General features: G+C 74.2%; 17 protein-coding genes. 13 read left to right on the top strand and 4 right to left on the bottom strand.

Annotated elements, in window-relative coordinates; genetic code table 11:
* Nucleotides 1–46 precede the first annotated feature (46 nt).
* The 5 genes from ACFYZB_RS19340 to ACFYZB_RS19320 all read left to right on the top strand — a co-directional run bounded on the left by ACFYZB_RS19340 (nucleotide 47) and on the right by ACFYZB_RS19320 (nucleotide 5718).
* Nucleotides 47–1246: an MAB_1171c family putative transporter gene (locus ACFYZB_RS19340; RefSeq protein WP_388760141.1), complete on the top strand. Its 1200-nt coding sequence runs from the start codon at nucleotides 47–49 to the stop codon at nucleotides 1244–1246.
* A 133-nt stretch (nucleotides 1247–1379) separates the two neighbouring features.
* Nucleotides 1380–1844 (top strand): toxin, encoded by a 465-nt coding sequence (locus ACFYZB_RS19335; RefSeq protein ID WP_351203915.1) that lies wholly within the window; start codon nucleotides 1380–1382, stop codon nucleotides 1842–1844.
* The gene (locus ACFYZB_RS19330) at nucleotides 1841–3022 is read left to right on the top strand and encodes an MAB_1171c family putative transporter (RefSeq protein ID WP_388759829.1); all 1182 of its coding nucleotides are present in this window, start codon (nucleotides 1841–1843) and stop codon (nucleotides 3020–3022) included. Before ACFYZB_RS19335 ends, ACFYZB_RS19330 begins: the two co-directional genes overlap by 4 nt.
* Nucleotides 3023–3086: 64 nt before the next feature.
* Nucleotides 3087–4262: an MAB_1171c family putative transporter gene (locus ACFYZB_RS19325; protein ID WP_351203280.1), complete on the top strand. Its 1176-nt coding sequence runs from the start codon at nucleotides 3087–3089 to the stop codon at nucleotides 4260–4262.
* Nucleotides 4263–4320: 58 nt separating this feature from the next.
* Entirely contained in the window at nucleotides 4321–5718 is a 1398-nt protein-coding gene (locus ACFYZB_RS19320) for an NAD(P)/FAD-dependent oxidoreductase (protein WP_388759826.1), read from the top strand.
* Between the two features lie 4 nt (nucleotides 5719–5722).
* On the opposite strand, the gene ACFYZB_RS19315 is transcribed toward ACFYZB_RS19320, so the two are convergent.
* Nucleotides 5723–6571 carry an SMP-30/gluconolactonase/LRE family protein gene (locus ACFYZB_RS19315; RefSeq protein ID WP_388759824.1) on the bottom strand — a complete coding sequence of 283 codons (849 nt, stop codon included), beginning with the start codon at nucleotides 6569–6571 and terminating at the stop codon, nucleotides 5723–5725.
* Nucleotides 6568–7341, bottom strand: coding sequence for an IclR family transcriptional regulator (locus ACFYZB_RS19310; protein ID WP_388759822.1), 774 nt, complete (start codon nucleotides 7339–7341; stop codon nucleotides 6568–6570). Before ACFYZB_RS19310 ends, ACFYZB_RS19315 begins: the two co-directional genes overlap by 4 nt.
* A gap of 127 nt (nucleotides 7342–7468) precedes the next feature.
* Here ACFYZB_RS19310 and ACFYZB_RS19305 point away from each other — a divergent pair, with 127 nt between their 5' ends.
* Nucleotides 7469–8026, top strand: a complete 558-nt coding sequence (locus ACFYZB_RS19305) for a hypothetical protein (protein ID WP_388759819.1) — start codon at nucleotides 7469–7471, stop codon at nucleotides 8024–8026.
* A gap of 21 nt (nucleotides 8027–8047) precedes the next feature.
* Here the strand turns inward: ACFYZB_RS19305 and ACFYZB_RS19300 are convergent, their stop codons facing one another.
* Nucleotides 8048–8878 carry an oxidoreductase gene (locus tag ACFYZB_RS19300; protein ID WP_388759816.1) on the bottom strand — a complete coding sequence of 277 codons (831 nt, stop codon included), beginning with the start codon at nucleotides 8876–8878 and terminating at the stop codon, nucleotides 8048–8050.
* Between the two features lie 93 nt (nucleotides 8879–8971).
* Between ACFYZB_RS19300 and ACFYZB_RS19295 the strand changes: the two genes are divergently transcribed.
* Nucleotides 8972–9883 carry a LysR family transcriptional regulator gene (locus ACFYZB_RS19295; protein ID WP_388759813.1) on the top strand — a complete coding sequence of 304 codons (912 nt, stop codon included), beginning with the start codon at nucleotides 8972–8974 and terminating at the stop codon, nucleotides 9881–9883.
* Here ACFYZB_RS19295 and ACFYZB_RS19290 read toward each other — a convergent pair.
* A complete protein-coding gene (locus tag ACFYZB_RS19290; RefSeq protein WP_388759811.1) occupies nucleotides 9838–10749 on the bottom strand; it encodes a RimK family alpha-L-glutamate ligase in 912 nt (303 codons plus the stop codon). The genes ACFYZB_RS19295 and ACFYZB_RS19290 overlap by 46 nt on opposite strands.
* 137 nt (nucleotides 10750–10886) lie before the next feature.
* Between ACFYZB_RS19290 and ACFYZB_RS19285 the strand changes: the two genes are divergently transcribed.
* From ACFYZB_RS19285 to ACFYZB_RS19260, 6 genes are all read left to right on the top strand, one after another.
* Entirely contained in the window at nucleotides 10887–11891 is a 1005-nt protein-coding gene (locus ACFYZB_RS19285; protein ID WP_388760139.1) for a MerR family transcriptional regulator, read from the top strand.
* A 492-nt stretch (nucleotides 11892–12383) separates the two neighbouring features.
* Nucleotides 12384–13871 carry an acyl-CoA synthetase gene (locus tag ACFYZB_RS19280; RefSeq protein ID WP_388759808.1) on the top strand — a complete coding sequence of 496 codons (1488 nt, stop codon included), beginning with the start codon at nucleotides 12384–12386 and terminating at the stop codon, nucleotides 13869–13871.
* Complete coding sequence (locus tag ACFYZB_RS19275; protein ID WP_388759805.1) at nucleotides 13864–15207, top strand: carboxyl transferase domain-containing protein; 1344 nt, start codon at nucleotides 13864–13866, stop codon at nucleotides 15205–15207. Before ACFYZB_RS19280 ends, ACFYZB_RS19275 begins: the two co-directional genes overlap by 8 nt.
* Nucleotides 15208–15507: 300 nt before the next feature.
* Nucleotides 15508–15900 (top strand): CU044_2847 family protein, encoded by a 393-nt coding sequence (locus ACFYZB_RS19270; protein WP_388760137.1) that lies wholly within the window; start codon nucleotides 15508–15510, stop codon nucleotides 15898–15900.
* 7 nt (nucleotides 15901–15907) lie between these two features.
* Nucleotides 15908–16477 carry a hypothetical protein gene (locus ACFYZB_RS19265; protein ID WP_388759803.1) on the top strand — a complete coding sequence of 190 codons (570 nt, stop codon included), beginning with the start codon at nucleotides 15908–15910 and terminating at the stop codon, nucleotides 16475–16477.
* 164 nt (nucleotides 16478–16641) lie between these two features.
* On the top strand, nucleotides 16642–17679 hold the full coding sequence (locus tag ACFYZB_RS19260) for a rod shape-determining protein (protein WP_351203251.1): 1038 nt from the start codon (nucleotides 16642–16644) through the stop codon (nucleotides 17677–17679).
* The last annotated feature ends 127 nt before the right edge of the window (nucleotides 17680–17806 follow it).

Below are 17806 nucleotides of genomic sequence, written 5' to 3'. Positions count from 1 at the left end.
CGCCGGCCCGGCCGCCACCCTGGCCGACCACCTGGGCCCGGCGGGCATGCTCAGCGAGTCCTCCACCGCGTTCTGGGTCGCGACCGCGGTGCTGGCCACCGCACTGGCGATCAAGCTGCCCACGATCATCCGGCTGTGGAAGGACCCGCTGCTGCGCGCGGTGGGCGGTCTGCTGCTGCTCGCCTGCGCGGTGTTCGTGTTCGTGACGCCGGCCACGATCGCCTGGACCAACCGGGTCACCGGCGTCCCCAACATCGCGGCCCCGCTGGTCTATTCACTGCTCACCGCGTTCTGCGCGGCCTGTCTGCTGCTGATCACCGCCTGGCGCCACGGACTGTCCGACCGCTCGGCCGTCACCCGCCGCGCACAGCGCTGGGTGATCGCCGTGTACTCCGGGGTGATCATCGCACTGTGGGTGTTGTTCGCGCTCGCGAACGTGCCCGTCGAGCGGCGCATCGACCTGGACACGTACTACGCCACCACCCCGTACATGGGCGAGGAGATCCTGCTCTACCTGCTCGCGCACTGCACCACGGCGCTCATCACGTCCCGGCTCATCTGGAACTGGGTGCGGACCGACGGGCTGCTCGACTCCTGGCTGCGCTGGGGACTGGTGTCGCTGGGCGCGGGGTACGGCATGAACCTGGTGTTCGACGCCGTCAAGCTCACCGCGGTCACGGCCCGCTGGAGCGGACACGACCTGGACTGGCTGAGCACCGACGTCGCGCCGCCGGTCGCCTGTCTGTCGGCCATCCTGATCGCCGTCGGCTTCATCCTGCCGCACCTCGGCCAGTACCTGCACGACCGCTGGCGGGTCCGGCTCGCCCACAACCAACTGCGCCCGCTGTACCTGCTGATGCGCAGCGTCAAGGGAGAAGGGGTGCCCCTGCTGCTGCGGGCCCGCCCGGAGTTGCGGCTGACGCACCGCGAGACGTTCATCCGGGACATGCTGCTGCCCCTCGGCCGCCACATCGACGAGGACCTGCGCCGCCGGTCGTACGATGCCGCGCTCGCCCTCGGTCACCCGCCGGACAAGGCCAAGGCGCTGGCGGCGGCGGTGACGATCCTGGACGCCGTGGAACAGCGCGCACGGCCGCGGTCCGACGGGGGCCTGGGGGACACCGACGCGACGGACCTGCTCCGGGAGATCGGCCCGGTCTCCTGCGCGCTGCGCCACCGGGACGCCCTCGAGGCCGTGCGCGCCCGCGCGGACGCCACGACGGCCGGCACACCGGCCCCCGGGTGACGGGCGGCCCGGCCGACGCGCAGACGTACGGGCGGATTTCCGGCACGGGGTGGCCGAGACCAGCCGAGTCTTGGCATATTGCACAGGTGACAGCGTCGAGATGACGGAGAACAGGGTGCGTACGACCAGGGAGATGCGTCGGCTCGCCGACACCCTCATCGGTCCCATCCGAGTCCCGGTCCCGGCGGACCCGGAGGCTCTCTTCGACGCCCTGGTCGCCTCCGTCAGCGCCTGGCGCGGCCGCGAGGTCGTCGTCCACAAGGAGGTCTTCCCGCCGCACACCGCCAGCGGACTGTGGCTGGAGCGGGAGACGCACGACGACGTGGTCGTCGACCGGCGGGCGGCCGTGTGGCACCAGATCGTCATCTTCTGCCACGAGGTGTGGCACATGAACCAGGGTGACGCCGGCGCGGCGCGCACCGACTTCAGCCTGGTCGAGGAGCAGGCGGCGGACCGGTTCGGCATGCTGATGGGCCGGCGGCTGCGCCCGCTGCTGGAGGCCCCCGCGGACTCGGTGTTCGCCGAACCCGGCGACGGCGCCCAGGGCCTGGCCGGCCGTATCGCCGCCGCCCTCAACTACCGCGGGACCGAGCGGTGAGCGGCCTGATCAACTACCTCAGCTGTACGGCGCTGTGGCTCGGGCTCGCGGTGAAGTCGCCGGACCTCGCCCGCCACTGGCGGGACCCGTACCTGCGGGCGATCTGCGCCGTGCTGGCCCTGGCCGGGCTGTGCTTCCTCCTCGGGGCCCCGCCGACGGTGGGCGCCGTCAACCGGCTCAGCGGCGTCCCCAACCTCGCCGCCCCGCTGACCTATGCCGCGATCACGGCGTACAGCGCCGCCTCGCAGCTCCTCGTGGTCCACTGGCGGGGCGGGCCGCGGGTGCGGCGGACCGCCCGCCGGTGGATCGCCGCCTACGCACTCGTCCTCCTCGGCATCGCCGTCATGTTCGCGCTGGGCGACGCGCCGGTGGAACGCCGTACCGACCTGGACACCTACTACGCGACGACGCCGTTCCTCGCCGAGATGATCGTGCTGTACCTGGCCGGGCACCTCGCCGCCGCCGGTGTCACCACGGTGTCGTCCCTGCGCTGGGCGCGTCAGGTCGACGGCCGGCTGCGGGTGGGGCTGATCATGCTGGGCACGGGTGCGCTGTGCAGCGCCGGGTACAGCATCACCAAGTTCACCGCCGTGATCGCCCGCTGGTGCGGGGCCGACTGGTCGCGGCTCGGGACGACGGCCTCCCCGGTGGCCGCCGGGCTGGGCGCGCTCCTCACCGTCACGGGCATCCTGATCCCGCTGGCCTGGCCCCGCGTGACGGAGTGGCAGCGGTCCCGGCGGACGTACGCGCGCCTGAAGCCCCTGGAGCGCGAACTGGACGAACTGCTCACCCGCCGCTCGCTCCGGCTGCCGCGGCCCCGCTGGGCCACGCCGGCCACGCGGCTGGTGTGGCTGCAGACCAGCATCCACAACGCGCTGGGCCACCTGGACGCCTACTTCGACCGGGACCTGTACGAGCAGGTCCGCGCGAGCGCCCTGCGGGAGACGGGCGACGCGGGACGAGCCGAGTCGGTCGCGTGGGCGGCGGTGGTCACGGCGGCGGTCGAGGCGGAACGCCACCGGGAGCGGCCCCTGGAACCGTGTGACGAGACCGACCTGCTGTCGGTGCACGCACCCGGTCCCGCGGCGCTCCTCGGCATCGCCGACGCCCTGGCCACCTCGACGCTGGTCGCGTCCGCCCGCGTCCACGGCACGACGACACCGACGGGCACCGCATGAGGCGGGTCCCGGCGACACGCGCGTCCCACGCGGCCGCGCACCGAGCGGATGGGAGGGCGCGGCCGTGAATCTCGTCGTGTACGTGGCGGCCGGGGCTCTCGTGCTGTCCGCCGCCCTCCTCTTCCGCCGGCCCCGCAGCGCCCCGTGGAACCCGCTGACCGTGTCGACGTGCGCCGCGATCGTGCTGGGCGGTCTCGTCTTCGTGTGCTCGGCCCCGCTGACCCTGGCCACCGTCAACGAGCTCACCGGCATACCGAACTTCGGTGCGCCGCTCACCTACGGCATGCTCTCCGCGTACAGCTGCTCCCTGCTCGTCCTGCTGATCCACTGGCGGGGCGGGCCGCGCGAGCGGCGACGGCGGGCCTCGCTGCACTGTGTGGCCGCCTACGGAGCACTGATCGCCGCCATCGTCGCGCTGTTCGCGCTCGCGGACGCGCACACGGAGCGGCTGCGCGACCTCGACACGTACTACGCGAACACCCCCGGCATGCGGGAGATGATCCTGCTCTACCTGCTCGGGCACAGCGCGGCGATCCTGGTGATGTGCACGATGTGCGTGAAGTGGGGGCGCGAGGTCACCGGGCTGCTGCGGACCGGGCTGCGGCTGATCCTCGTCGGCGCGCTGCTGGACGCGGCCGGCTTCCAGCTCACCAAGTACACGGCGGTCGTGGCCCGTTGGACCGGTCACGACCTGGACTTCCTGTCCACCACCCTCGCCCCGCCGGCGGCGTCGCTCGCCGCCCTGCTGTGTTCCGCGGGCTTCGCCCTGCCCCGGCTGCTGCCCGCGGTCCGCACCCAGTGGCACAGCCTCGGCGACTACCGCCGGCTCGGACCGCTGTGGTCACAGCTGCGGTTCGCGTCCCTCGCCCCCAAGCCCCCCAGCGCGTGGTGGCAGCTGCCGCAGGACCGGCTGCACTGGCGCGAGGTGTCCATCCACGACGCCCTGCTGGCGCTCGCCCCGTACTTCGACGACCGCGTCCGCGAGAAGGCCCGCGAGGACGCACGGAGGGCGGGACGCGGGCCGCACGAGGCGCGGGTCGCGGCGGAGGCCGCCATGGTCGCGGACGCCGCCCGGTGCGCCGCCGTCGGCGAGGAGCCGCCCCGGGTACCGAGCGGCAGCCGCCTGTACGCGACGGAGGTGTCCGGGCCGAGCGGTCTGGTGGAGCTCGCGCGGGCCCTGGAGACCGTGCGTGACGCGGGAGGCGTGGGTGAAGGTACGGTGAGGACCTCCCATGGCTGAACCTTCGTGGCCCGCCCCCAAGTTGGCCGGTTCGGTCCCGGATGATTCGAGGAGCCCCATGCCGCGCAGAGCCGTCGTCATCGGTGCCGGACTGGCCGGCATGCTGGCCGCCGCGGCGCTGTCCGCCTCCGTGGAGGAGGTGGTCGTGCTGGAGCGCGACGACCTGCCCGACGGTCCCGAGCACCGCCGTGGGCTCCCGCAGGGGCGCCATGCCCATCTCCTCATGGCCGGTGGCCTGGCCGCCATGGACGAACTGGTGCCCGGCACGTGCATGCGCGAGCGGCTGCTCGCCGCCGGTGCCCACGAAGTCTCCCTCGGCCAGGGCCTGGTGGCCCTCACTCCGGAGGGCTGGTTCCGCCGCTGGCGGCACGAAGGGCCCCGCATGCTCACCTGCAGCCGGGCGCTGCTGGACTGGGTCGTACGGGCCACGGTGCTGGCCGGCACCGACGTGCGGATACAGAAGGCGCAGGCGCTCGGGCTGGCCGGGGACGCCGGCCGGGTCCGGGGCGTCCGCGTGGCGACGCCCGACGGCGAGCGGGAACTCGAGGCCGACTTCGTGACCGACGCGAGCGGACGCGGCTCCCGGGTCCTGAAGTGGCTGGCGGAACTCGGTGTTTCGGACATCCGCGAGACGACCGTGGACGCCGGTCTCGTCAACGCCACCCGCATCTACCGCAGGCCCGCCGGGGCCGAGCAGTTTCCGGTGACGCTCATACAGGCCGACCCCTACGGCGGACGGCCGGGGCGCAGCGGGATGGTCCTGCCCATCGAGGGCGACCGCTGGATGGTGAGCCTCGCCGGCACCCGCGGCGGCGAACCGCCCGCCGACCCCGAGGGCTTCCTGCGGTACACGTTCGACCTGCCCGACCCCCTCGTGGGCCGGCTGATCTCCGGCGCCGAGCCCCTCACCGAGGTGCGCATCAGCCGCAGCACCAGCAACGTACGGCGCTACCTGGAGAAGGCCCGCCACTGGCCCGACGGGTTCGTCGCCCTCGGTGACGCGGTGGCCACCTTCAACCCGGCCTACGGACAGGGCATGTCGGTGGCCGCGCTCGGCGCCGGGGTGCTGGGCGCGGAGCTGCGGCGCGGCGGTGCCGGCGCGCCCGGGCTGGCCCGGCGGGTGCAGCGGGGGGTCGCCAGGTCGGTCGCGGCGGCCTGGGCGATGGCCGTGGGCCAGGACGTCTGGTTCCCCCAGGTGCGGGGCGCGCGGCCGGGCGTCGCGGATCACCTCGTCGCCCGGTACTCGCGCCGCATGACGAAGGCGGCCACCGGCTCCTACCGAGCGGCCGCCGCCGTCTGGGACGTGACGAGCCTCGCGGCGGGACCGTCGCGTCTGCTGCGCCCGGACGCCATGCTCGCGGCCCTGACCGGCCCGAGCCTCCCGCCGCTGCCCCAGCCTCCGCTGACGGCACAGGAGTGGAAGATCGTGCGGGAGCTGGACCGGGCCCGCGGGTGAGGGGTCAGCCCGCGAACGCCGGCTGGGCGACGCCCTGGCCCGCGCCCGGTACCACCAGCAGCGAGCCCGCCACCGGGTGCGGCGCCGGGAGCCCCGTGCGGGCCGTCGTGACATACAGGTCGGTCAGGCCGGCGCCGCCGAACGCGCACGCGGTCGTACGAGGCGTGGGCAGGCCGATCACCCGGTCCAGCTCACCGCGGGGCGTGTAACGCCGCACCGCTCCCCCGTCCCACAACGCCACCCACACGCAGCCGTCCGCGTCGACCGTCAGACCGTCCGGGAATCCCGCGCCCTCCTCGATCTCCACGAACGGGCGTCGGTCGTGGACCCGTCCGCCGTCGTGGTCGAAGACGTCCACCCGGCGGGTCGGGGTGTCCACGTAGTACATGAGGCGCCCGTCGGGGCTCCAGCCCGTGCCGTTGCTGACCGTGACGTCGGGCAGGACCGTCTCCACCGCCCCGGCACCGGTCAGCCGGGTCAGCGTGCCGCCGCCCGGCGCCTCGTCGTACCGCATGGTGCCCGCCCAGAGCGAGCCGTCGGGCGCCACCGCGGCGTCGTTCGCGCGGCGGCCCGGGACCGGCTCGTGGTGCAGCCAGCGGAAGCTGTCGTCGGGGTCCAGCAGGCCCACGCCGTCCCGCAGGTTGAGCACCAGACCGCCGCCCGTGCGGGGCTTGACCGCGCCCACGTGCTGCTCGGTCCTCCGCACCGTGCGCCGGCCGGTGGCCGGGTCGTACGTGTGGACGCGCATGCCCAGGATGTCCAGCCATATCAGCCGGCCCGTCACCGGGTCCCAGGTCGGCCCCTCGCCCAGCTCCGCCTCGGCCCGTACGGCGACCTCGTACCCGCCGCTCACACCGCGCTCCGGTGGCCCAGCAGCTCGGACAGCTCCGCCGCGCCCTTCACCGCCAGCTGCTCCAGCTCGGTCCGGCGCTCGTCGCTCCAGCGGATCATGGGAACCGAGATCGACAGGGCCGCGACCACCTGGCCCGTGCGGTCGCGCACGGGCGCGGCCACACAGCTCACGTCCGGGTTGGACTCGCGGCTCTCCACCGCGATGCCCCGCTGCCGGATCTCCGCGAGGGCCTCGCGCAGGGCGGCCGGGTCGGTGATGCTGTTGGGGGTCATCGCGGTCAGCTCGGCGTCGTCCGGGATCCGTGCCGCGAGCTCCTGCTCCGGCAGCGAGGCCAGCAGCATCTTGCCGACGGAGGTGCAGTGGGCGGGGAGCCGGCGGCCGGCCGCGGAGACCATGCGGACGGCGTGCGTGGAGTCGACCTTGGCGATGTAGATGACGTCGGTGCCCTCGAGGATCGCCACGTGGACCGTCTCGTCGCAGGTCTCGGCGACCGAGCGGGCCACCTGCTGGCCCTCGGCGGCGAGGTCGAGCTGCTCGGCGTAGCGGCTGCCGAGCTGGTACGGGCGTACGCCGAGCCGGTAGCGTCCGGGCTGTCCCGGCACGGGCACGATGTACGACCGTGCGGAGAGCGTGGTGACCAGCTCGTGCACGGTGGTGCGCGGCAGCTGGAGCTTGCGCACGATGTCGGGTGCGGAGAGCGTCCCGTCCCCGTCGAGGAACAGCTCAAGAATGTCGAGAGCCCGGGTCACGGCAGGCACGAGGCGTCCCACGTCCGGCCCCCTCCCTTGAATAAGCGCCTGTTCGAGATTTCAACAGACGATCGGCATGACGAACACAGGCTAGTCATGGACAGTTGCGCGGGCAATGGGCAGGACCGGTCCGGGCACCATGGGGGCCATGTATGTCGACTTCCAGCTGGTGCTGCTGCGCCGCATGGCCGACCACAACCCGGACCTGGTGGAGGACGCCCGCCGGCAACTGGGGGCCTCGATCGCGGACATGCGGGAGGCGAACAAGCGCTGGCAGGCCATGGTCCGCTCGCCGCGGTCCCGGTCCGCCGCCGCCCGGTACCGCTCGGTCCTCGGCGAGCCCGAGTCCGTCCTCCCGCGCCGCCTCGGCGACGTCGACTGCGAGGCCCGGCGCTGGGCCCTGCCCCTCTGGCCCGACCTGCGCTTCGAGGTGCTCGTCGGGCCGGACGGGGCGGTGTGGAACGAGTGGCTGGTGCGCGCGCCCGGCGCCCCGGCGCCCCGGCTCAAGACCCTGGCCGACCTCGCCCCCTGGTCCTGCACGGTCGACGAGGCCGCCCGCGCCTTCGCCCCGGCCCGCCCCCTGGAGGGCACGGCCCCCACCCGGTGGGGGCTCGCGTTCACCGCACCCGGCCCGGACGGCACACGGCACGAGGTGGTCGCCGAGTTCACCTGGGGGCTGCTGCAGAGGTGGGCGGTCCTCACCTAGAAGGGTCTGGCGTCGACCGGGTCAGGCGTCGAAGGCCGTCGCCCGGGTGCGCTTCTCCCAGACCGTGACCTCCTCGCGGACCTGGTCGAGGTGGCCCAGGACGGCGCCGACCCCGTCGTCGCCGAGCGGCAGCCGCAGCGGGGTGTCCTCCGCCTCCAGCGCGGCCAGGATCAGGGCCGCCGCCTTGGCCGGGTCGCCGGGCTGGCTGCCGTGGCCGCCGCTCACCGCGCCACGGGTCTCGCCGACCCTGGCGTACACCCCGCTGTCGGAGCTGACCCCGGCCCGGCCGGCCTCGAACAGCGAGGTCCGGAACGCGCCCGGCTCGACGATCAGCACCTTGACGCCGTACTCCCGTACCTCGTCCGCGAGCGCCTCGGACAGGCCCTCCAGGGCGAACTTCGTCGCGCTGTACGCCCCGAAGCCCGCGAAGGACATCTGGCCGCCCATGCTGCTCATCTGCACGATCGCGCCCGAGCGCCGCTCCCGCAGGTGCGGCAGCACCGCCCGGACCAGCGCCGCCGGGCCGAAGAAGTGCAGGTCGAACAGGTCGCGCAGCTCACCGTCGGTGGTCTCCTCGACGGCGCCGACGTGGGTGCGGCCCGCGTTGTTGACCAGAACGTCGATCCGCCCGTGCCGGGCCACGACATCCCCGACCGCCGCCTCGACCGCGGCAAGGTCGGTGACGTCCAGCCGCAGCGCCTCCACCTGGTCGGGATGCGCGGCCACCAGGTCGTCCAGGGCTTCGGGGCGCCGGACCGCACCCACCACCACGTCACCGGCCGCGACGGCCGCCTCGGTGATCGCCCGCCCGAAACCGCTGCTCGCCCCGGTCACCAGCCAGACCTTGTTCATCACAACTCCCCGTATCTCTCGATTGGTTCGACACGAACAGACTGTCGCCGGATGCCGTTGCCCGTCCAAGACCGAGGGTGATAGCCAACGGCTATGACCACGGACGTCCACGCCCGCGATCTGCGCTACTTCGTCGCGGTCGCCGAGGAACTGCACTTCACCCGAGCCGCGGAGCGGCTGTACGTCTCACAGCCGGCGCTGAGCAAGCAGATCCGGGCGCTGGAGCGGCAGTTGGGGGCGGAACTGTTCCGCCGCGACCGGCACGGCGTGGCGTTGACGGGCGCGGGCGAGGCACTGCTGCCGCACGCGCGCACGGTCCTGGCCGCGTGGGAGGCGGGCGCGGCGGCCGTGGAGGCGGCCAAGGCGGTCCAGCGCAGCACGCTGGTCGTGGGCATGAGCACCAGTCCGGGCCGGGGCGGGCTGCTGCCGGCCATCCGCTCCCGCTTCACCGCCACGCACCCGGAGACGAAGGTCCGGCTGCGCCAGGTGAGCTGGGACGATCCGACGGCGGGCCTGGCGGACGGCACCGCGGACGTCGCCTTCGTCTGGCTGCCGCTGCCCGACGAGGAGCGCTACGCCTGGACGGTGGTCGCCGAGGAACCCCGGCTGCTCGCCCTGCCCGAGTCCCACCCGCTCGCCACCCGTCGCGAGATCGACTTCGCCGACCTGCTGGACGAGCCGTTCCTGGCCCTCCCCGAGAGCGCGGGCCCGCTGCGGGACCACTGGCTGGCCCTGGACGCACGCTCCGGCCGGCCGGCCCGGATCGGCGCGGAGATCTCCGGCGCGGAGGAGACGTACGAGGCCCTGGTCGCGGGCCTCGGCATCTGCCTGGTCGCCGAGGGCAACGCGCCGCTGCTCACCCGGGGTGGCGTCACCGTCCGCCCGGTGCGGGGGCTCGGACCGAGCCGCTATGTGCTGGCGTGGCGGAGAGAGGAGGGGCACCGGCCACTGGTACGGGCCTATGCCGAGGCCTGCAAAGACCCCGCACCCCTGCGGGGCGCCTGATCCGCGGCCTGAAGAATCGCCTCCGTCACCCGCTCCAGCGAACCCGGATGCAACCACAGGAACAGGTTCGGCTCCACCAGCTCCAGCTCCATCAGCCGCGGCTCACCGTCCTCCCCGTCCACGAGGTCCACCCGCGCGTACAGCAACTCGGAACCACCGGGCACCGCACCCAACGCCTTGTCGGCGACGGCCATTTCCGCGTCGGTGGGCTCCCAGCGCTGCAGATCCGGGTGGGCCACCTTGTCCGCGTCGTACGGCGTGTCCGGCGCGAGGACCGCGCCCTTGCGGCTGGCGTGCAGCAGCCGCCCGCCGAAGAACTGCAGCGCCCGCTCCCCGCTGACGTCGATGCCGCGCACGTACGGCTGGACCATCGCGGTGAAACCCTCGGCGTGCATCCGGGCGAGCTGCCGTACCGCCGTCTCGTGCTGGTCCGGGGTGTACCGCGCGGCGAACCGGGCACCGGCGCCCGAGGTCGGCTTGATCACGTACTCGTGGTCGTCGGGCAGGTCGGCCGGCTCGCCCGGTGCGAGGTAGCGGGTGGGAACCGTGGGTACGCCGGCCGCCGCCAGCTCGCCGAGGTAGCGCTTGTCGGTGTTCCAGCGCACCACGGGCGCCGGGTTGGCGAGCCGGGTCAGCGCGCCGACCCGGTCCACCCAGGCCCCGAACTCCGCGGCCCGCCAGCTGTAGTCCCAGGTGGAGCGGATGACGACGAGGTCGTAGCCGGCCCAGTCGGCGTCCGGGTCGTCCCAGTACCGGGCCTCCGCCTCGGCGCCCGCGTCCGTGAGCGCCCGCACCAGCTCCGGCAGGTCGGTGTCCTTGCCGGGCTCGGCGCCGGGGTCGTAGGTGGCGAGGGCTATGCGGGGCACGGCGGACTCCCTGTCGCACGAGGGTCGGGACTCCGGCGAGGCTAGCAATCACGGCCGGAACCGGAACAGCGCGGTTGACCTTCCCCTTCGGTGAAGCCCCAGCATCGGTGGCGGAGGACGAGGAGCGCGAGGTGCCCATGGAGCTGCTGACGATCGGCGCCTTCGCGAGGGCGAGCCGGCTCTCGCCGAAGGCGTTGCGGCTGTACGACGAGCTGGAGTTGCTGCGGCCCGCCCGGGTGGACCCGGGCACCGGATACCGCTACTACGCCGTCGGGCAGCTCGGGCAGGCCCGGCTCGTGGCCCGGCTACGGCGGCTGGGCATGCCGCTGGCCGAGATCCGCGCGGTGTGCGCCCTGGATCCGGCAGGCGCGGCACGGGAGATCCGGGCGTACTGGGCGCGGGTCGAGGCGGAGACGGCCGTACGGCGGGACCTCGCCGCGTTCCTCGTGGACCAGCTGACCGACACGTCGAGAAGGGACCCCACCACCATGCTGGAACTGCGCCATTGCGCCCACTCCGACCGGGGGCTCGTCCGCCCCGCCAACCAGGACACCGTGTACGCGGGACGCAGGCTGCTGGCCGTGGCCGACGGTTTCGGCCCGGCGGGGGCGCCCGCGAGCAGCGCGGCGGTGGCGGCGCTGCGGTTCCTGGACGAGGCCGGGGAACCGCCCGCGGACGGGGTGCTGAGCGCGCTGGAGGACGCGGTGCGCTCGGCGGGTGAGGCGGTGTGCGAGGTGGCCGAGGGCGCCGCGGAGGTGGGCACGACGCTGACGGCACTGCTGTGGACGGGGACGCGGCTCGCCCTGGCCCACATCGGGGACTCGCGGGCGTATCTGCTGCGGGACGGGGAGTTGATCCGGATGACCCGGGACCACCGGGTGGAGCCGCGGTCGTTGCTGCTGCTCAAGGCGCTGGCCGGCGGGATGGATCCGGTACCGGACGTGCGGTTGCAGGAGGCACGGGAGGGGGACCGTTATCTGCTGTGCTCCGACGGGCTCACCGAGGTGGTGCCGGAGGAGCGGATCCGGGAGCTGCTCGCGGCGGAGGATGCGGTGCATGTGCTGATCGGCGAGGCCAATGCGGCGGGCGGCCCCGACAACGTCAGCTGCGTCGTGGCGGACGTCGTGGAGGCGGCCGCCTGAGACAGGGCAGGATGCGGGGCATGGCACCGACCGGTACTGCCGCGTAACCGGAGTCGGCGGGCTCCCGGCCCTCGTCTCCGACGCCCTCGCCGCCGCCCGCGCCCACGACTTCCCCCCACTCCTGCCGCCCCGAACAGGGCCGCCTGCTGCACGCGCTCGCGGGCGGGGCCCGGCTGCGGATCGGGGAGACCGGGACCGGGCTCGGGGTGGGGCTGGCCTGGCTGGCCTCGGGTGCGGCGCCGGGGGTGCGGCTGTACAGCGTGGAGCGGGATCCGGAGCGGCAGGCCGGTGCGCCCCGTAAGGGGCGCGGGGAACTGCGCGACCAGCCCACCACGCACCCGCAGTCGCAAGCGGTCAGGACTGGCAGACGAGTGGGCGCCCGCTGCACGCGACCGAGCTGCCGCTCGCGGCGGGCTTGAGCACGGTCGTCGGGACCAGGCTGCTGGTGTAGGAAGGGTGGCGACGGTCCACCGACAGACAGGAGTACGCCGCGTGTCCTCCCTCTTCCCCGCTCTGACGGACGGTTCGGGCGAGCGCAGCGACATGGGGGTCCCCCCGGACGAAGTCCGGGGGAGGATCGCCCTGCGGTTCGGTGAGCGGTCGTTGACGTACGGCGAGCTGGCCGGGGCCGCCGGTGCGCTCGCCGCCCGGCTGCGCGGGGCCGGCCGGGTGGCCGTGTGGGCCACGCCGGAGCTGGAGACCGCCGTCGCCGTGACGGGCGTGCTGCTCGCCGGGGCGGCCGCGGTGCCGCTGAACCCGAAGTCGGGTGGGAAGGAACTCGCGCACATCGTCTCCGACAGCGCGCCGAAGCTGGTGCTGGCCGCGCCGGGTGCCCAACTCCCGGATGTGCTGCGGGAATTGAAAAGGATCGACGTCGACGCGTCCGCCGGATCCGGTGCCGTACCGGAGGAGACGGCCGGCGACGGGGACCCGGCGCTGATCGTCTACACCTCCGGCACCACCGGCCCGCCCAAGGGTGCCGTCCTGCCCCGCCGGGCCCTGGCCACCACCCTGGACGCGCTCGCCGACGCCTGGCAGTGGACGGCGGACGACGTGCTGGTCCACGGGCTGCCGCTGTTCCATGTGCACGGGCTCGTGCTGGGCGTCCTCGGTCCGCTGCGCCGGGGCGGCACCGTCCGGCACCTGGGGCGGTTCTCCACCGAGGGCGTGGCGCGGGAGCTGAACGCCGGCGCGACCATGCTGTTCGGGGTGCCGACGATGTACCACCGCATCGCCGAGGCCCTGCCCGAGGACCCCGAGCTGGCCAAGGCGCTCACCCGGGCCCGGCTGCTGGTCTCCGGCTCGGCCGCGCTGCCCGTGCACGACCACGAGCGGATCGCGGCGGCGACCGGACGCCGGGTCGTCGAGCGGTACGGCATGACGGAGACGCTGATGAACACCAGCGTGCGGGCCGACGGCGAACCGCGCGCGGGCACGGTGGGCGTGCCGCTGCCCGGTGTCGAGCTGCGGCTCGTGGAGGAGGACGGGACGCCGATCACCGCGTACGACGGGGAGAGCGTCGGGGAGATCCAGGTGCGCGGGCCGAACCTGTTCACCGAGTACCTGAACCGGCCCGATGCCACGGCCGCAGCGTTCACCGCCGACGGGTTCTTCCGCACCGGGGACATGGCCGTCCGCGAACCCGACGGCTATGTGCGGATCGTCGGGCGCAAGGCCACCGACCTGATCAAGAGCGGCGGGTACAAGATCGGGGCCGGTGAGATCGAGAACGCGCTGCTGGAGCACCCGGGAGTGCGGGAGGCCGCCGTCACCGGGGAGCCCGACGCGGACCTGGGTGAGCGGATCGTCGCCTGGATCGTCCCGGCGGACCCGCAGGCGCCGCCCACCGCCGAGGAGTTGGCGGACCACGTGGCCCGTCGCCTCGCCCCGCACAAGCGCCCCCGCGTCGTCCGTTACCTGGACGCGCTCCCCCGCAACGACATGGGGAAGATCATGAAGCGGGCGCTGTCCGATGCCTGAGCGCCGTTCGGCCCGGGAGATGCTGACCCTGGTCGCGGACCAGGACACCTTCGGGGAATTCACCTCGTCCCGCAGTGAGTTGAAGCCCGACGGCCCGCTCGGCTGGCAGGGTTACGACGCCTCCCGCGCCCGTGCCGCCGAACGTACCGGCGAGGAGGAGTCGGTCGTCTGCGGCACCGCGCGCGTCGACGGCACCCCGGCCGTACTGATCGCCTTCGAGTTCGGCTTCCTGGGCGGTTCCCTGGGCGAGCGCACCGGAGACCGGCTGGAGGCGGCGTACACCCACGCCCGCGCCCACCGGCTGCCGGTCGTGCCGTTGATCGCGACCGGGGGCAGCCGGATGCAGGAGGGCATGCTCGCGCTGAGCCAACTCCAGCGCGTGGCCCGGCAGTCGGCGCTCACCCGGGAGGCCGGCCTGCCGCAGATCGCGGTCCTGCGGGACCCGACGACCGGTGGCGGCTGGGCCACGCTCGGCGCCGGAGCGGACGTCGTCCTGGCCCTTCCGGGCGCCCAGGTCGGCTTCGCCGGCTCCCGGGTCCGCCCGGCCGACGCCGACCCGTCCGCGTACACGGCGGAGTCCCAGCTGGCCGTGGGCTCGGTGGACGCGGTGGTGGATCCCGGCGAGCTGAAGGGGGTACTGGGGTCCTGGCTCCGCCTGCTCATGACTCCGGCCACCGATGTGTCCCCGCCGCGGGCGCTGGGCCGGGCCGGTCTCCCCGCCACCGGCTGGGACGCCGTCCAGCGCGCCCGTGCCGCCGAACGGCCCCGGGCACAGGCCTACTTGGACGCCTTCTTCGCCCACCGCCGTGACATCGGCGGAGACCGGTGCGGGGGGACGGATCCCGGCGGCATGCTGTGCGGGTTCGGCGAGCGGGACGGCCGTACGGTCGCCTACGCGGCGCAGACCGGGGCGGCGACCCGGCCCGCCGGCTACCGGACGGCGGCCCGGCTGATCCGGCTCGCGGACCGGCTCGACATCCCCGTGCTGACGCTGGTGGACACTCCGGGGGCGGCCAATGACGCCGAGGCGGAGCGGCAGGGGGCCGGCGCGGCGATCGCGGAGGTCTTCGGGGCGGTGGCCTCCGCCCGGGTCCCGGTCACCACGCTCGTCATCGGCGAGGGCGGCTCCGGCGGCGCCCTGGCGCTGGCCGCACCGGGCAACACCTGGGCCACGCCCGACAGTTACTTCTCGGTGATCGCCCCGGAGCTGGCGGCGGCCATCCTCAAACGACCGGGGGAAGCCGTGGAGGCGACCGCCGGGCAGCTGCGGATCCGGCCACAGGATCTGGTGGCGCTGGGGGTGATCAGGGGGATCGTGGACCACCCCCAGCCGTAGGCCACTTCACCGCCACCACCCGGATGATCTCCTGCGTCACCTTGCCGGCCGTGACGGCGGCCCCGCGCAGACCGGGCAGGTTCCGCTTCCGCTCGGTCCCGGCCGGGGTCGCCGGACGAGTGGTCATGTGCCGCTCGTCGCAGGGGCGTTGGGCGTCGACGGCGGGAACGCACCCTGGCGGCTTTCCGCCAGGGGGTGACAGGGCGGTGATCCGTCCCGGGCACACCCCGAGACACCGTCAGGGACCGTCCGTCACAATGGACTTGACGACGGACCGAGCACACGGGGGCGATGAACACCATGGGCAGACTGCTGGAGTTCACCACGGACGACGGCGCCGTGGTCGTGGTGGAGAGCGTGGAGCCCGGGACCGGGACCCGCCTGGTCGGCCGCGGCGACGGTGGCCCGGTGGCCCAGGCGTCCAGCACCTTCGCGGGCGCCCTGGACGGGGTGCGCTCGGCGGCCCAGTCCGCGCTGCGCGTGTTCCGCGACGGCAGCCTGTGTCCCGACTCGGTGGAGCTGGAGTTCGGCGTGAAGCTGACCGCGGAGGCCGGTGCGGTCATCGCCAAGGGAGCCGCGGAGGGGCAGCTGGTGGTACGCCTGGGGTGGTCGTCGCGGCGTCCGGGTGCCGGGCCGGCCGAGGCGGCGCCCCCGACGGTGGCGAGCGTCCCGGAGCCGACGTCCCGGTCATGAGGGGCGCTTGCTGGCATGCCCGGATCGAGTGCGGCGGCATGGTGGTGGGGGCGGGATTCCTCGTCGCCCCCCGCACGGTGCCGACGCGGGCTGGTACCGGCCGTGCCGGCTGGCCCGCCTGCTCTTCGACGGCACGCACGCGCTGCCGCCCGTCATCGGCCCTCACCCGCTGCCGTCCGGCGACGTCTTCCCCGAGGGGACCGGCGAGACCAGGACCGTCGTCTACCGGACCGACGCGGGCGGGCTCAGTCGCACCCGGCGCCCGGGTGTGACGGAGTACTTCGAGGTCGACCTCACCGAGCGGCGCCTGGAGCTGGACGAGACGGAGTCGTCCCTCCGGGCCACCGGCACGGCGGTCTGGCGCGTCAGCGACCCGCTCCAGGCCGTGGCACAGCCGGGCGCCGAGTCGTTCCCCGAGCTCATCAGGGAGGCCGTGCGCGGGCGGCTGCGGCACCTGGCGAGCACCTACCCGGACGCCGTGGCGGGGTCTCGCGCCTCACTCGCACCCCTCCGGCCCGAGGACGTTCCCGGTTGCACGGTCCGCTGCGAGCTGCGCATCATGCGGGCCCGGGCCTGACCAGGCGACACACCGCGCCGCCGCCGGAAACCCCCGTTCGGCGGCACCCCGCCCGGCCCCCTCCAGAAGGCGCCCGGCACCGGCCCCCGCGCAGGATGCAGGGAGAGGAGGACACCCGCCGACCGGGCGGGCGCCCAAGGCCTGCGCACTCGGGAGGATCCGCCGTGACCGTCAGCCTGGAGCAGTTGCGCCGCTGCCACTTCGCCGTCGATCTGGGGGCGGCCCGCACCCGCGTGTATGTGAAGGGCGCCGGACTCGTCGTCGACCAGCCGTCGGTCGCCGCCGTGAACACCCGTACCGGGGCGCTCATAGCGGTGGGTGAGTTCGCGGAGCAGATGACCGGACGGACGCCGGGGTACATCCGGGTCGTCCGGCCCATCTCCGGCGGCACCGTGGTCGACATCGAGATGGCCCAGCGCATGCTGCGGCAGCTGCTCGGCGACAAGATGCGCCGCAACCTGCGCCGCAACCTCCGGCTGCGCGCCGCGGCCTGCACCCCGCACGACGCCGATCCGCTGGCCCAGCGGGCGACCATCGAGACGCTGGTCGGGCTGGGCGCACGCAGGGTCGAGCTGGTGGACACGCTGATCGCCGCCGCCGTGGGGTGCGGGCTGCCCGTGGAACTCCCCGAGGCCTCGATGATCATGGTGTGCGGGGCCGCCGCCACCCAGGTGGCCGTCCTCTCGCTCGGCTCCATCGTCACCGCCGAGCGGATACCGGTGGGCGGCGAGGCCGTGGACCACGCGATCGTGCAGCATCTGCGGCACGCGCACGCGCTGATCCTGCCCAGCCAGTCGGTACGTCCGCTGCAACTGGCCCTGTCCGGCAACGGGCTGACCCCGCACGGCCCGGCCTCCACGGTGATCCACGGCCGGGACGTGGCCACCGGGCTCGCCCGCAGCGCGCGCGTCGACACCGCCGCCGTGCGGGACGCGATCCAGACCCCGCTGACCGCCGTCCTCGACGGCATCGGCAAGGTGCTGCGCGACTGCCCGCCCGACCTGGTCGCCGACCTCGCCGACCGCGGGATCACGATGGTCGGCGGCTCGGCCCTGCTGCCCGGCTTCGACCAGATGCTGCGGCAGGCCACCGGGATGCCGGTGCACATCGCCGAGCGGCCCGACATCTGCGCGGCCCAGGGCATCGGCGCCATGCTGGAGGGCCGGATCGAGCCACTCGTCCTGAACCCGCTGGCCGCCTAGGCCCTGTCGTCGAACTCCCTCCCCCAGCCTTCGGCCGGGAGGTGCCCCCAGCCCCGCCACGCCATGCACGCACTCTCGCCGCACCGGGCCCGGGCCCGAGTACGTCCAGTACGAGGGCCAGGGCCCG

This window comes from Streptomyces sp. NPDC001852 (assembly GCF_042891825.1).
Classification (GTDB): Bacteria; Actinomycetota; Actinomycetes; order Streptomycetales; family Streptomycetaceae; genus Streptomyces.
Note: the sequence above shows the minus strand (reverse complement) of the source record. Positions and strands in the feature narration are given on the sequence as shown.

Bases quoted from the DNA above. Each gene is read 5' to 3' on its own strand.
- ACFYZB_RS19285 (WP_388760139.1), top strand. From the start codon at position 10,887: ATGGAGCTGCTGACGATCGGCGCCTTCGCGAGGGCGAGCCGGCTCTCG.
- ACFYZB_RS19335 (WP_351203915.1), top strand. From the start codon at position 1,380: ATGCGTCGGCTCGCCGACACCCTCATCGGTCCCATCCGAGTCCCGGTC.
- ACFYZB_RS19320 (WP_388759826.1), top strand. From the start codon at position 4,321: ATGCCGCGCAGAGCCGTCGTCATCGGTGCCGGACTGGCCGGCATGCTG.
- ACFYZB_RS19275 (WP_388759805.1), top strand. From the start codon at position 13,864: ATGCCTGAGCGCCGTTCGGCCCGGGAGATGCTGACCCTGGTCGCGGAC.
- ACFYZB_RS19300 (WP_388759816.1), bottom strand. From the start codon at position 8,878: ATGAACAAGGTCTGGCTGGTGACCGGGGCGAGCAGCGGTTTCGGGCGG.
- ACFYZB_RS19295 (WP_388759813.1), top strand. From the start codon at position 8,972: ATGACCACGGACGTCCACGCCCGCGATCTGCGCTACTTCGTCGCGGTC.
- ACFYZB_RS19305 (WP_388759819.1), top strand. From the start codon at position 7,469: ATGTATGTCGACTTCCAGCTGGTGCTGCTGCGCCGCATGGCCGACCAC.
- ACFYZB_RS19270 (WP_388760137.1), top strand. From the start codon at position 15,508: ATGGGCAGACTGCTGGAGTTCACCACGGACGACGGCGCCGTGGTCGTG.
- ACFYZB_RS19340 (WP_388760141.1), top strand. From the start codon at position 47: ATGCTCAGCGAGTCCTCCACCGCGTTCTGGGTCGCGACCGCGGTGCTG.